This window comes from Paenibacillus sp. UNC451MF (assembly GCF_000686845.1).
Lineage (GTDB): Bacteria > Bacillota > Bacilli > Paenibacillales > NBRC-103111 > Paenibacillus_S.
In genome coordinates this window covers 202536-217012 of sequence record NZ_JMLS01000012.1, presented here as the reverse complement: position 1 = coordinate 217012, position 14477 = coordinate 202536, and the positions used below count along the sequence as shown (strand labels likewise).

Annotated in this window: 14 protein-coding genes; 2 read left to right on the top strand and 12 right to left on the bottom strand. The window is 44.7% G+C overall.

Features of this window, described 5'->3' with window-relative positions; all coding sequences use genetic code 11:
- Positions 1-56: 56 nt before the first annotated feature.
- From BP97_RS0114920 to BP97_RS0114910, 3 genes are all read right to left on the bottom strand, one after another.
- Positions 57-593, bottom strand: a complete 537-nt coding sequence (locus tag BP97_RS0114920; protein WP_028549822.1) for a GDYXXLXY domain-containing protein — start codon at positions 591-593, stop codon at positions 57-59.
- Positions 590-1810 carry a DUF2157 domain-containing protein gene (locus BP97_RS0114915; protein ID WP_028549821.1) on the bottom strand — a complete coding sequence of 407 codons (1221 nt, stop codon included), beginning with the start codon at positions 1808-1810 and terminating at the stop codon, positions 590-592. The genes BP97_RS0114920 and BP97_RS0114915 overlap by 4 nt, the downstream gene beginning before the upstream one ends.
- Positions 1811-1989: 179 nt before the next feature.
- Positions 1990-2376 carry a DoxX family protein gene (locus BP97_RS0114910; protein ID WP_028549820.1) on the bottom strand — a complete coding sequence of 129 codons (387 nt, stop codon included), beginning with the start codon at positions 2374-2376 and terminating at the stop codon, positions 1990-1992.
- Between the two features lie 250 nt (positions 2377-2626).
- On the opposite strand from BP97_RS0114910, the gene BP97_RS0114905 reads away from it, so the two are divergent.
- Both BP97_RS0114905 and BP97_RS0114900 read left to right on the top strand, forming a co-directional pair.
- Positions 2627-3685: a metallophosphoesterase family protein gene (locus BP97_RS0114905; RefSeq protein WP_028549819.1), complete on the top strand. Its 1059-nt coding sequence runs from the start codon at positions 2627-2629 to the stop codon at positions 3683-3685.
- A gap of 131 nt (positions 3686-3816) precedes the next feature.
- On the top strand, positions 3817-5106 hold the full coding sequence (locus BP97_RS0114900) for an ATP-binding protein (protein WP_028549818.1): 1290 nt from the start codon (positions 3817-3819) through the stop codon (positions 5104-5106).
- Here the strand turns inward: BP97_RS0114900 and BP97_RS0114895 are convergent.
- The 9 genes from BP97_RS0114895 to BP97_RS0114850 form a co-directional block, all read right to left on the bottom strand.
- Positions 5100-6908 (bottom strand): peptidoglycan D,D-transpeptidase FtsI family protein, encoded by a 1809-nt coding sequence (locus BP97_RS0114895; RefSeq protein ID WP_028549817.1) that lies wholly within the window; start codon positions 6906-6908, stop codon positions 5100-5102. The two genes, BP97_RS0114900 and BP97_RS0114895, sit on opposite strands and share 7 nt — an antisense overlap.
- Before the next feature lie 167 nt (positions 6909-7075).
- Positions 7076-9142 (bottom strand): methyl-accepting chemotaxis protein, encoded by a 2067-nt coding sequence (locus BP97_RS0114890; RefSeq protein WP_051620614.1) that lies wholly within the window; start codon positions 9140-9142, stop codon positions 7076-7078.
- Positions 9143-9537: 395 nt separating this feature from the next.
- A complete protein-coding gene (locus BP97_RS0114880) occupies positions 9538-10818 on the bottom strand; it encodes a peptidase U32 family protein (protein WP_028549815.1) in 1281 nt (426 codons plus the stop codon).
- A gap of 42 nt (positions 10819-10860) precedes the next feature.
- Positions 10861-11790, bottom strand: coding sequence for a peptidase U32 family protein (locus BP97_RS0114875; RefSeq protein ID WP_028549814.1), 930 nt, complete (start codon positions 11788-11790; stop codon positions 10861-10863).
- 15 nt (positions 11791-11805) lie between these two features.
- Complete coding sequence (mltG, locus tag BP97_RS0114870) at positions 11806-12873, bottom strand: endolytic transglycosylase MltG (protein ID WP_231506308.1); 1068 nt, start codon at positions 12871-12873, stop codon at positions 11806-11808.
- A gap of 99 nt (positions 12874-12972) precedes the next feature.
- Positions 12973-13272, bottom strand: coding sequence for a DUF1292 domain-containing protein (locus tag BP97_RS0114865; RefSeq protein WP_028549812.1), 300 nt, complete (start codon positions 13270-13272; stop codon positions 12973-12975).
- A gap of 22 nt (positions 13273-13294) precedes the next feature.
- A complete protein-coding gene (locus tag BP97_RS0114860; protein ID WP_028549811.1) occupies positions 13295-13603 on the bottom strand; it encodes a DUF1292 domain-containing protein in 309 nt (102 codons plus the stop codon).
- A 5-nt stretch (positions 13604-13608) separates the two neighbouring features.
- A complete protein-coding gene (gene ruvX, locus BP97_RS0114855; RefSeq protein ID WP_036745900.1) occupies positions 13609-14028 on the bottom strand; it encodes a Holliday junction resolvase RuvX in 420 nt (139 codons plus the stop codon).
- Between the two features lie 58 nt (positions 14029-14086).
- Positions 14087-14350 (bottom strand): IreB family regulatory phosphoprotein, encoded by a 264-nt coding sequence (locus BP97_RS0114850; RefSeq protein WP_028549809.1) that lies wholly within the window; start codon positions 14348-14350, stop codon positions 14087-14089.
- Between the last annotated feature and the right edge of the window lie 127 nt (positions 14351-14477).

Below are 14477 nucleotides of genomic sequence, written 5' to 3'. Positions count from 1 at the left end.
TATCACACTTAAAGATGAATCGAATCTGAACACTAACTGAATGTTTGCTGAAAGTATCAGCCGCGCGGCTCTAAGGCGACGATTTTAGCCTGCCCCCATGAAGCTACTTTTACCTTAGCTATAAGATTGTTGGCTTGTTCCTCCAGTTCTCTCCCCGTTCCTTCGGGAACATAATATTTTTCCAGACCATAGCTAATGCTTATCGAACCACTCCAATGATTTGTAACGGTTCCTCTAAGCACTGCTTCTCCGGGTTGTGGGGCAGGCTTGGATGCGTAAATCCCTTTTGCTTCATAGACTCCGTGTACATCGGGTTTTAACAGCACATACACTCGTTTGCCGCTATCAACCTCGATTTCTTTCTCGTTCCATAAGCTTGAATCGAGACGGCTAATGTCATATCCTAGCCTCACATAATCACCATACAAATAATCTCTTGGATCAACGGGTGCTGTCTTTAACTTGATCTCGGTACCGAACCAGCCGACAGCATAGTAGGAAACCGCAATGCCAGCAAGAACAAGCAACTGGAGGAGAACTAGAAGACTAAGCAGCCATGTCCTACGCTTAATTAACCTTACATCTTGGATCATGACGGCTTCCCTCCTTTAACCTCATCAAGAAATCGTTTGTTGCGCCGGTTTAAGAACCAGCTGAGTGCCAGCAGCAATACTCCTCCTATAATGAAGAATAGCGACTTATCCATAAAGTCCCAAGTTAGCTTCCCATAAGCAATCATCGAGCTGCATATAAACAAGACCGTACCGAAATTAATCTTGAACCTCCACTCTTCGATATACCCTCTCCAGAGCACATAGAATGAGAAGAAGAACAACGAAAGTAAATAAAGAATGGAAACTCCTGAAGGTAAATATACAAAAGGAACTACCAGAACCCACTCCAAAGCGCTCGATGATCGTTCATGCTTCAATTTACCTATGAAGGATAAAACAAACAATACCAACATAGAACTGATGAATATCCATGGAGTAGCCAAGACTTCATCTAAATCGGACGGATGATTAACCCAGCTTAGAGTTATTACGACTGCAAATATATAGGCTGCTGCAAGTGGCACTGATTGCAAAGCATATCCTGTACTGCGATCCTTATACCAATCCCCGAGGGTGTACAATACCATAACCGGTATAAAGAACCACAGAAACGCCCAATCTTTATGCAGAATGAATATGAGTGCATGCAGTACATAGCTTAAGCTGAAGCACCAGGTCAGCAGCGTGTTTTTGCGCATCCAAGCATAGTAGCCAAGCCCCAATGCCATGATGGCAAAGCCTATATAGCTGAATTGGTTAAATTCCAGCATGTTATAGAGTTGTGCCGCTGTGAACACAATCAAACTGAGCAAATATATAAATCGGCTTCGATATAAGTAGGTAAGCAATATTCCTGTGCTACCCCAAACGATAAAAGATGTAATATTGTAAGCGACCAGATGAAACATTTGGCCGATCAAGACGATCCCTGCACCGAAGGATACAAAGCCGAGAGCCGTCAGAGCAATACCTAGCTTCTCATGATCCTTTCTCTGGAAGATCTCTCCTGCGCCATAACATGCTACCATTATGATCATGATCAGAGATAGCCTCATTAACTGTGGAATGTCCTGCCAGTTGGCCGCTACAAAGCTCAATATACCAAGCCCCACCAAAATACTTCCAAGTATAGGAAGTATGCCTATAGCATGCTTTTTATCCTCATAAAGACCAAGAATTTGATGATATTGCTCACGGGTTACAATATTTTGGTCCACCCAACGGAGGCCTTCCTTTTCTAGCCATTTACGGCTCATCCCGCTGCACCTCTTTCTTTTGACTCACCATTTACTTAAAGTATATCTTGTAAAGCTGGAAATAAAAGTACTATCTTTCTCTAGTACCCTTAGAAGGTCGTAAATAAACAAGGAAGGAATAACGCAAAAAGAGCCTTCGGCTCATGCCAAAGGCTCTTACCCTCATATTCAGAAATCCATTAGAACAGAACATAGGCTCCAGGTCCGATTAATGCGACCCCAACGGCAATAGCAATGAGGATCAGGTTATACTCATAACCGTTCGACGTAACCCAAAAACCGTTTTTACCATGAACTTTGACGATAGCTCCCAACATGGTAAGGACGATCAATGCTGCCCCTATTGGTGTCCATACCCCTGCCGCGAACAGCAGTCCGCCCACAAGTTCAAATAACCCAGCTATAAACGCCATAGCAACCCCCGGTTTCATTCCTATAGAATCAAACCAGCCTCCGGTGCCTTTAAGACCGTAACCGCCGAACCATCCGAACAACTTTTGTGCCCCATGCCCCATGAAGCTGATCCCTACGACCAAACGAATAATAAGAAGGCCCCAACTCATCATATTAACCACTCCTTAATAATTAATTACTAACTTTATGTTAGTATATTACTTTATATTAATTACATTTATCAAGTCACTAACTAAAAATAACTTACATTTTATTTTTATGCCGACTACTTCTTAAACATTCCTATAAAAAAATGTTAAGGTGATTATATTCTAGGCCATTCCTTTATTGTGATCGTACTTGGGTGCAGTTATAATGGAAGCAAACCTTATCAACGTACTTCACCGGATAGGATGATGAGCTGTGTTAACACGTCGTAATTTTGTAAAAAAAATGTTGTTCTCTCTTGCTGTTCTTGCTGGTGGTGTCGGACTTAGCGCACCTTATCTTCGTCGCTGGATCGCACAGGCTGATTCGGATCCTGAACCGGTCATTGAACCTAAAGCGGTAGAGCCAGCACCGATTAAACCCGAACCATCCAAAGAAAAGCAGCTCTCCTTTTTCCTGCTTAGCGACCTTCATATTTCCGTCGGTGAATCCTCCATGACCGATAAGCTTCATATGGCTCTGCAAGATATTAGAGATTGGGAACATCCTCTGGATGCTATCGTACTTGGCGGCGATTTAACTGATTTCGGAAGAGAAAGCGATTACAAGCTGCTCCGGAGTATTTTAAATCAATATACTTTGCCTCCGCTCTATGCCAATATGGGGAACCATGATTACTATGATATATGGTTAACAGATCAAGGTGCCTTTTCAACGGAAACTATGCCCAATGGAAAAACGGACGCAATGTCCCGTGAGCGATTTCAGTCTTTTATCGGGTATGAGAATAGGCCCTATACGGATGTCTGGATCAATGACGTTCATCTCATAATGGTCTCGCAGGAATTGTACGTACAGGAGAAATCAGATGTTGGTGAGGGAGCTTGGTACTCAGATGCCCAATTAGAGTGGTTGAAGGATACAATGAAAGCTCATGAGGACGGAAAACCTGCAATCGTCTTCATTCACCAGCCGCTTCCCGAGATTGGCAGTGACGGACGAACACATCAATTAATAAGAGCTAAGGCTTTTCGGGAAATCCTTGCTCCATATCGTAACGTTTTTGTACTATCCGGTCATACTCACCGTAATTTTGTCAATGAAGACCACTACAATCGGCAAAATACGTTCCATTGGTTTAATAATGCCTCCGTTGGCAGAACTCGTAGTGTGCTCCCCGGCCAAACCGGTACTGCCGCGCAAGGATTATATGTAGAAGTGTATAGCCATCAGGTTATTCTTAAAGCCAGAGAATTTAGCGACCGAAGCTGGATTGAGAATGCCCAGTGGACGATTCCTCTTACATTCTCCTGAGTCTAATCGTTAGATTTAGGACATTGTTTCCTTTTTTCAAATCTTTTGTAGGAAAATATGTATTTTTGTCGAATACACTAGGTTAGAGTCGTTATTCAACCGCTCACATCATTCGCATAAGGTGATCACATTTGAACTTATTTAATCAACTGTTTCTGAACATGCTTATTATTATTACTCCTGTCATGTTGTATCAGTTATTTTGGGGAGATCGGCATAGTCTTAATCATTCAACAACCAATAAACGGGTTATCGCTATCTTATCAACGATCATAGCCATATTGTGCATGACATACCCCTTCCGGTTTTCTTCCGGATTTTTTTATGACTTCAGACTGATACCGTTAGCCGTGTGCATGCTGTATGCCGGGTTCCTTCCATCGCTGTGGGTTATGCTTGCTATTCTTGCACATCGACTAATTCTGGGTGGAAATCCTGTCGCACTCGTGGTTAGCACTGCTCTTCTTATGACACTAATCTTGCTAGTCAAATGCTTCAAACCCTACATTATGGATCAAACCAAGACTAAAAATGTAACGTCAGGGTTCATTCTTGGCTTATGCCTAGGCATTATCTCCACTCTTTATTCCTGCATAGCCTTCTGGTTTACCGAGCAAAAGATGGATCTCCAATATTGGACCTACTTCAGCTCCTACAGTTTATTCTGTGCTATAACTATGGGACTGGTCGTGTATGTCGTCGAGCAAATCAGAGCGAATACGCGGCTCCGCCATCAAGTTCAACAATCGGATAAAATGAATGTGCTCAGCGAATTAGCCGCTTCCTTTGCTCATGAAATCAGAAATCCGATGACCGTAGCACGCGGCTTCATGCAAATACTGAAGCAGCCTGACTTAGCGGAAGAAAAGCGAACACTGTACACCTCAATGGTAATGGAGGAAATCGATAAGGCCCACTCCATAGTGAACGATTATCTAGCTTTCGCCAAGCCGCATCTGGAAGCTATCGAGCTTGTGGATGCCAAACTGCTGATCGAACAAGCCTTACTATCGATTGAGCCTTATGCCAAGCTGTGTCATGTTGAAATCGAAACCCAGCTGGATGATAAGCTGACGATTAGTGCTAACAAGGATAAGTTCGTTCAATGCATTATGCACTTATGTAAAAATGGAATTGAAGCCATGCCATCTGGCGGCAAGCTGAAAATTATCGGAATTATTCAAAACCGGACAGTCTGTATCGATATTATCGATCATGGCGTTGGCATGACACCCGAAGAAATTCGCAGACTCGGAACTCCATTTTACTCCACCAGAGAGAAAGGAACTGGACTCGGGATGATGGTTACATACCGGGTTATCCAGACGATTCACGGTAAGATCGATGTCACCAGTGAGGTCGGGAAAGGCACCTGCTTTTCGCTGGTTATCCCTTCACTTCATACTAGCTCATATCATTGAGTAGGCTCAGCCAGCACATCCATGACTTGATTGAATAAAGGTATGGATGTGTTTTTTTGATCCGGCTCCGCATTTTGGACAAGAACCGCAACTGCATAGCGGGGCTTCTCTACCGGTCCATAACCGATGAACCATTCATTGACCTTCTCATTCCCCTGCTTGTCTACAACCTGAGCTGTACCTGATTTACCCGCTAACTTCCACTGGGCTTTCTTGAGCCCTTTCCCCGTTCCGTGATCCACCACATCCTGCATCCAAGAGAGCAGCAGCTCCGCAGTGGCGGGAGTGATACGTTCATTCAGTCCGTCCACTTCCTTTGCAGATAAGGTCTCCATGCTCCTATCATTACGAAAACGAAGCTCCTTAACCACACGCGGCGAACTCACCTTTCCCTTATGTAAGAGAGTAACTACCATATTGGCTGCCTGAAGCGGCGTTATGAGTACATCCCGTTGCCCGATAGAGGTTTGGGCCTTAACCCCTCCGTCCTGTTGCGCAGTGGTAGAAGAGAACACCTGCCCTTGCTCCTCCGCATCCCATGATTGAAAATCCTTCTTCTGCAAAAAATCGCCCTGCCAGCCCACTTGGACACCAAGGCCCAGTTTATGCGCATATTCTTCAAACTTACTGCCATCTAGACGCTCGGCTATTCGGGCAAATGCGATATTACACGACTGGGCATATCCTTCTTCTAAGGTTATCGTCCCATGCCCGTCCTTTTTCCAACAGGTGAGTCCATACTTCCCAAGCTCACCATCGCATTCAAACGTTTCCTTTAGATCAACTGCATGCTCTTCCAATGCAGCGGCAGCCGTTACTGTTTTAAATATAGAACCTGGCGCAACCGCTTTTAATGCTCTATTACTCCATGACCCCGTTTCCATATCGATATGATCGGGATCAAAGTAAGGTTGAGAGGCCATAGCTACAACGTCCGCATTTTCCGTATCCAGTACTACAACAGCGCCTTCCTTCACCTCAAGTTTTCTCATAATTTGCTCTACCTTTTGCTGGATCCCAGCATCGAGCGTCGTCATGACTTTAATGGGGTAATATCCATTTTGGGGTGCAAAAACTCTTGTTGCCAAGCCCTGCAGCGGATTTATTTTGGCATCAGTAAACAGGGACACTGAAGTTGAGCCGACTCCTTGGAGCCAGGGCTCGAAGCTTTTTTCCAAACCGGCCCCGCCAATTTTACTAGTGAGCTGAAGCTCTCCGCTGTGAAACTGGTCCGTGAATTGTCTTGTAATTCTGTCCGGATTTTGACCAATGAAACCGATAACCTGGCTGGCTAATGGTTTCATATCATAGCGCTGCTTGAATTGGGTCACGGCTGTCTGAGGCAGCTTCAGCGCTTCAATTTGTTCGATCTGCCGCTCCGTAAGCACAACAGGCTTCCCGTCAACGGACCATATCTGCGGAGCTTTCAGGGCAAGAGTAAAGCTTCTCCACTCTTCTAAGGAAACATTCAACAATTGAGCCATCTGCATCTGGGCTTCAGTTTCTTTATTATTTTCCGGGAAATGATGATTAACTGGGAACACTGTCAAGACTGATAAGCTTTTTCCTGTTAAGGGGATTCCGTTTCGATCGAAAAAGTCACCTCTCCCGCTATCCAATACGATTCCCTTTTCTCTTTGAATGACGGAATTCTCAACGAGATTGATGTGATGCCTTGATAGATTATGACTAGCTGCTAGCTGGACCCAAAATAAGCGGCCATTTAACACCACCAATGCAGCAATAATAAGTAATAAAGTGTAAAAAAGACGGTGTTTTTTCATCTGTGAGCTGTTCGCCATATTCTGCTTTTCCCTTCACGACCGGATATTAGCAGTATAAGCTTCTTCATCCATTTACAAACACTGGCACATACAGAAAAAGCCCTTTTCAAGACCAAATCCACGCCCTGAAAAAAGCTTTCTCTAACGAATCTTATTGTGTATAGATTATGCCAGATACATATCGTTTAAACTTCAAATTTGGATAAAGATTCCTGCAGTGAATTAGACAGCTGCTCCAGCTTGTCCGACAAGCGAACCAGCCCAGAGCTTATGCTTAATTGTTCCGAGCTTAACGACGCTACCTCTTGGGAAGTTGCAGAAGACTCTTCAGCAACGGCGCTAACATTGGACATCGCATCAGACAGCACCACTTGGGATGCATTCAGATTATCGATAGACTCTGTTACATCAGATAATTGAGTAATAAAGCCGTTCATATGAGAGTGAACTTCTTTAAAAATCGCATCAGCTTCTTTTACAGAAACGATCTGCTGCTGGAACATCGGATAAGCATTTGACAATGCATTAACGGTTTCGTCGATTTCCTTCTGGATGGTTTCAGTGACTTGCCCTACAATAGCAATCGATTGACGGGACTGGTCGGCCAATTTGCGAATTTCATCAGCCACTACCATGAACCCTTTGCCAGCCACGCCTGCGCGAGCAGCTTCAATCGTAGCATTCAGAGACAAAATATTCGTCTGTTTCGTCAGATTGTTCAATACATCCAAAATTTTGCGGATAGAACGCGTGCTTTCCTTAAGGTTGTCTACCTTGTCAACCATATCCCGAGTCATCGTCTCGGTCTCATTAGTCTTGCTGATCAACTCGGACATATACTGAATTCCTTGTTCACTAGATGACTGAACGCTGGAAGCAGCTGTACCCATGACGAGGTTGGAATCGATGACCGATTTCATTTGCATACTGATATTATGCGTCAATTCATTGCCTCGTTCCGATTCAACTGCCAAGCTGGACGCTCCGCCTGCAATCTCTTCAGTAGCAACAGCAATTTCTTTGGCTGATACGGCTGTTTTCTTCGAGGCATCCGACAGCTCTGCCGCAGTTGCCAATACTTCTTGTGCGGAAAGATTTGTCTGCTGAACCAACTGTGTGATTTTCTCCATCATCTGGTTAAAGCTATGCCCCAGCTGACCGATTTCATCCTGACTATTAACATTCATCCGTACGGTGAGGTTACCCTGTTCCCCTTCTTTCATGAGGTTACGTAGAGTCACGACCGGATGACCGATCATTCTTGCAACGAATATACCAATTCCAACTGCGATAATCGCAGCAACACCAGCTATAATCCATGTGACATTGAAGATTACCTTAGCATCCTTAACAAGCTCAGCGACCGGCATGGCACCCATCAAATACCAGTTCGTTTTCGCTGATTTATAGTACACGATCTGCATGTCCTTCTTGCCTGTCATTGTATTGTGGGAATCTTCAATTAATGAATCCTTGGCAACATCCAAGTTAGACTTTTCTCCGATCAAGGCGCGATCCTTGGAGAAAATAACGTTCATTTCCGGAGTCAGAATCATTGTCTGACCTTCGTCACCCATCTTAATATCGCCAAGCTCTTTGTCGATCGCATCCACGCTAACTTCCATTAACAAAATGGCTTGAGCTGTATTGGTTGACGTATTCTTCAAAACGCGTCCAAGCCCGAAGGTGGATCCATTTGTAGCATCCGCGTAGCCTTTCGATTTGGCTTCCAACCAAGTCGCTTTTCCGTTATTCTCGACGATCTTCTTGTACCACTCTTCTTGTGCTACGGTTTCCTTGCTAATGGAGCTTCCCGAAGCACTGAGCGGCTCACCGTTTGCACGAAGCAGGTGGATCGCTTTAATTGTTTTATTGGAGTATGTATAAACGTTCAGCTTATCTCCGATTTTTTGTCTCAGTTGTAAAAAGTCATAGCTGCCTCTGTTTACATTTTCAACTTCGGTCAGCAGCTTCTTCATATCATCGTCTAACAAAATTTGCATGGATAAGTCTTCATATACCCCATACAATAAATCCAGCTTCTGTCCTGCCTGAATAATCGTCTGCTCTGATGCATCAACTACCTTCTTCTGAAGCACGCCACTAGAAATATTGAATGACGTAAAGCCTACTACAAGTACAAAAAATAAGATACTGACAAGGAAAATTAAAAACAGCTTCATTCCAACAGATTTTAACGGATTCTCCAATCGAAGACTAGCTCTCGAACCGGAGGCTGTTTCTTTTACCATTTGGCGGCTGCCCGATCCTTTTCCTCGTACATTTGATGCTTTAATCCGGTTTCCAAATTTTTCTGCCCATTGTCTAACTAAAGACAGTATCCCCTTCAAAGGACCCACCACCCTGCTCTGAAATAGGTTAATCTGCGTATGTCGGGATGACGCTCAGCTTACCATGATATTCGACACGGTCCGCCTATTTCCTCTCAATTAATCGCTTTCATTGCAAAAAAATAGTTCTGACGACTTACCCGCGCAGTTTTTGTCAATACATAAACATTTCCATAGTAACACGTAGCATAATATTCCTTTTTTTGAATTTTGTCCATGGGCCTAACTTCCTACAAAAAAATAAGGAAGTCCCTATTCTATAGGAACTTCCTGTACTATGCCTCATGGTAGGCCTATTAAGCCTTACCCATTTTTTTACGCATCATATCAAACGCTTTGACCGGCTGCTCCACCTTCAGCTTAATTCTTTGCAGCGGGTGACGCGCCGCATCCAGCTCTTGCCCGGCTTCGTCGTGAATAGCTGGTACCACCTGCTTGAAGAATGTGCCTTTAGGCCCAAAGAACTCAACCTCTTGCCCCGGCTTAAAGTGATTGCGCTGCTGGATCGTTGCGACTCCGCTCGCTTCATCATATTCCATGACTACACCGACGAAGTCGTAAGGAGCCGCTTTATTCTCCGGTTCGAAAATATGATCTTCATGTCCTGGCTCGTCATAGAAAAAGCCTGTGTTCAAAGGACGGTTGGCCGCTTTCTGAATCTCATACAACCATTCCGATTTCAATTCATAATTAACCGGATCCTCGAAATACGCATCGATAGCTTGACGGTATGCGTTCACTACGGTAGCTACATAATGGACGCTTTTCATTCGTCCTTCAATTTTGAAGCTGTCGACTCCCGAACGGACAAGATCAGGAATATGCTCGATCATGCAAAGATCCTTCGAGCTCATAGAGAACGCATTGTCCTCCTCATCAAACAGCGGGATTTCCTTAATGCCCTCTTGCTGATCCTCCTCGCTGGTAAACAAATCATACTTCCAGCGACAGGATTGGCAGCAGCCTCCGCGGTTAGAGTCGCGATCCGTGAAATGATTGGACAACACACAGCGTCCCGAATACGAGCTGCACATTGCTCCATGCACGAACACTTCAATCTCGACCTCAACATTTTTCTTGATGTCCACAATTTCCTGCATGTTGGCTTCACGTGCCAAGACGACACGATCTACACCTTCTTCTTTCCAAAACTGTACGGCTTGCCAATTCATCGTCGATTGCTGAGTGCTCAGATGAATCTCGAGCTTAGGCGCTACACGTTTGCAGGTTTCAATAATAACCGGATCGGCAACAATAATGGCCGCGACTCCCGCGTCCTGAATGCCGCGCAAGTAGTCCTCAATTCCAGCGATATCTTCGTTATGAGCATATATATTCGTAGCAACGAATACCTTGGCTCCGTAGCGTGCAGCGAATTCAACGCCTTCACGCATTTCTTCGAATGTGAAATTATCGGCATTTGAGCGTAATCCGTACTGTTGGCCGCCGATATAGACTGCATCCGCTCCATAATGAACGGCAAATTTCAATTTTTCCAGACTGCCCGCAGGAGCAAGCAATTCGGGCTTTTCCAAGCGAATTCGCTTGCCAAGTAGATCTTGCTGTACCAAAGTCATGATTTCAACCCCTTTAAAATAATCATTCTTGCAACTAGCCAATTAATAGACTTGCTCTTTATAAAAGAATCCGAACGACAGCTCGCGCCGCGGGTCTTGAAGCTCGCGAATCGCATCCATCCATTCTTCCTGAAAAGCATAGTTTTCCGGGTCGGCAAAATAAGCATCAATCGCTTTTCTGTAGCTTAGAAGCACGGTAACGTTATATTTCAAAGACTTTAACAACGGGTCAATTCGGAAGCTATCGATTTGACCACCCATCAGCTCATGCAAATCCTCGAGCATACAAATATCGTCAGAGCTCATAATATGAGTTCCGTTGACATCCTCATAGACTGGATATCGTTCATCCTGGCGCTCCTGCTCGATCAGAAACAGCCCTTCTTCCCTGCCTGTAGCCCGTCGATCGCCATGTCCTTGATGATCTTGATAGTTAGTTAACAGACTCCGTTTGGAATGGTATATATTCGTAATACCATGTACTTGTACTTCGACTTCCATACTCGGAAGCTGTCTCTTGATCTCGAGCGTTTCCTCCAAGTTAAGCTCACGTGCCAACACAACGCGTGTAGCCCCCTTGGATTTCCAGTAGTTGGAAGTCTCGTAATTAGTGGAGGTCATCTCTGCATTCCAATGCAGCGGCAGCCCTTGGGCGCCTTGACGAATGGCTATTAGCACAGCCGGATCACCGAATACAACGGCATCCGCTTGCAGTTCTTTGACACGTCGTAAATATTCGGCCAGCTCAGCGAGCTGATCATTTTCCATAATCTTGTTAGCTACTACGACAATCTTGGCTCCGCGTTCATGCACCCATGGAATAAGCTCACTTAACTCATCCAGCTTAATTTCTCCAGGCAGACGCATTCCGAATCGATGCTCTCCGACAGCAACGGCGTCTGCTCCTGCTTCGATGTAAGCTTTAACCTCTTCCGCCGAGCCTGCTGATATATACAGCTCCGGTTTTTTCATCTTACCATTCTCCCTTTACTGATTCTTTTTGCTTGCCGCAATGTTTTGCTGATGCTGCTCGTAAGTTTCCGCGAAGATATGTCCCTTGCTCCCGTCCTTCTTAGTCACATAAAACAAGTACTTGGAGTCAGCAGGCTGTATCGCAGCTTTAATTGAGGCTAGACTTGGACTAGCTATTGGACCGGGCGGCAGTCCGGGATGCAGATACGTATTGTAAGGACTCTCGATTTGGAGATCCTTCTCAAATAATCGATCTTTCGGTTTATCCAGTAAATACTGAATCGTAGCATCGATTTGCAGCGGCATCGATTTTTGCAGCCTGTTGTAGATGACACTTGCTACTATGGGGCGTTCTTCGTCCAGAACGACTTCCCTTTCGATGAGAGAAGCAATAGTCATCATTTGATGGAAGCTTTGTCCCCGCGATTTCAAGCTCTCCTGCCAGTTGTCTGGAAGCGAAGCGAGCTTCTTATCCAGTTCCAGCATCATTTGATCGAGCATATCCTCTACTTTGATATCCTTCTTCCATTCGTACGTCTCAGGAAACAAGTAACCTTCCAGTCTGTTGTTAAGCTGCGCATTACTAGGAATGTAGGAAAACGATTGCGCAGTAAAATCTTTATTTTGTTGCGCAGTTTGCATGAACAACGTGATATCTGTACCGAACTGCTGGTTAACCTTTTCAGCAATTTGCTTCACTGTATAACCTTCAGGAACAGTCAATTTAGTTCCCTGCTCCTTTACCGTCAATCCTTTGTTTAATATGTCGACGATAGAATCAAGCGTCATGCCTGGCGTCAAATCATATTCACCTGCTTGCAGCTTATCCCCTTGACCTTTATATTTCAAATAGTACGTAAACATCGCGGCATTGCGTATAAGTCCTGCTTCCTCGAGCTTTTGCGCTATAGCCAACGATCCCGTACCGGAAGGTATCACAACGCGTACAGGCTTCTCAGAAGGCTGCATCGGCTCCAGCATCTGTCTTACATACCATCCGATGCCAGCAGCGCCTGCCAGGATTACGATTATTATGATTAGTGCGATTTTTTTGCCTACCGCCATCCTATGTCCTGCAGTCACGCTTTCTTGTACTCCTTCCACTCCATGAATTGCTATTTAACAACGAAAAAGAGCGGATTGTCTCCGCTCGCCTCCGTTTTGAAAGCAAATTGTAGTTTGCTACATATCGTCTTGCGGGAACGTCATCTCATCATAAAGCTCAGAAACGGTTTCCCACTCGTCATCATCATCTATAGTTTCGAGTTCAAGCTCCCCGTCATATGAAGTCACCTTAAAAATTTCTGGCTCTTCATTCTTGCCTTTCTCAGGCTGGAGCACAGCATAGCTTTGGTCACCCAGCTGAAATTCGGCCAGAAGCTTGTATGCAACGGATTGTTCGCGGTCGTCATACAAAATAATATCATCTCCGTATGCGCTGCGCAACTGATTCGTTGGTTTCATATCTTTCAATTCGTACAAAGAACTGCCTCCTGTAATGCCCTTATCGGGATTCTTCCTCGTCCTCAGCCGCTTCATCCATCAGAGTATTGAAGGTTTCTTCCACAATGTTCCACTCTTCTTCATCTTCGATGGTATACAACTGCAAGTCGTCCCCATCCTCTTCGTAACGGAAAGCATACACTTCTTCCGACTCCTCATCGGCGTCCATCGGAACAACCATCAAATACTTTTTGTCCGATCCGTCCACTTCAAACCTTGCAACCACTTCAAATTCCTCTTCATTGCCGTCATCATCCGGAATCACAATGATATCCAGTTCTTCTTCCTGTAGTTGTTCCTCTTTAGACATATCATTCACCTCTTCGAATTGGAATCCATATATCCTTGCAAAATAAGTGCAGCTGCCATTTTATCAATGACCTGCTTCCGTTTCTTACGACTTACATCGGCTTCGAGCAGCGTTCGCTGCGCGGATGCGGTAGTCAGCCGCTCATCCCATAAATGAACGGGTAATTGCAGCGTTTCTTGCAAGGACTGGGCGAAAGCGATACATATTTCTCCGCGAGGCCCAATCGTGTTGTTCATGTTCTTCGGCAATCCGACAACCAGCTCTTTGACGTCGTATTGCTCAATAATTTCACGGATTCTGGCATAATCCTTCTCCACGGTCGTGCGACGAATGACTTCCAAACCTTGTGCGGTCCAGCCCAATTCGTCACTTAGAGCGATACCAATGGTTTTATCCCCATAATCCAATCCCATTAAACGTTCCATTTGTTATACTCCCAAAAGGAGATCCGGACATGAGAGAATGTCCGGATCCGACATTCTGTTACGATTTATGCTGCTGCAAGTAGGAACGAACCAATTCTTCGATCAGCTCATCGCGTTCCCGTTTGCGAATTATGCTTCTTGCATTGTTATGACGGGGAATATAAGCCGGGTCGCCGGATAAAAGGTACCCCACAATTTGATTGATCGGATTATAGCCCTTTTCCTGTAACGCGTCATATACCGCCAACATGACTTCCTTGGGCGATGTTTCGATTTCTTCCGCTTTTACGTTAAATTTCATCGTTTTATCCATCGAACTCATCCCAACACCCCCTTAGAAACATAAATGTAATGCATAGCTGACAACAGCTGATATCATCTTATATTCGCTGTTTGTCGAATAATTCCTGTTGACAATGCAAATTTATTTTAAGGCCTGCTCGATTTTG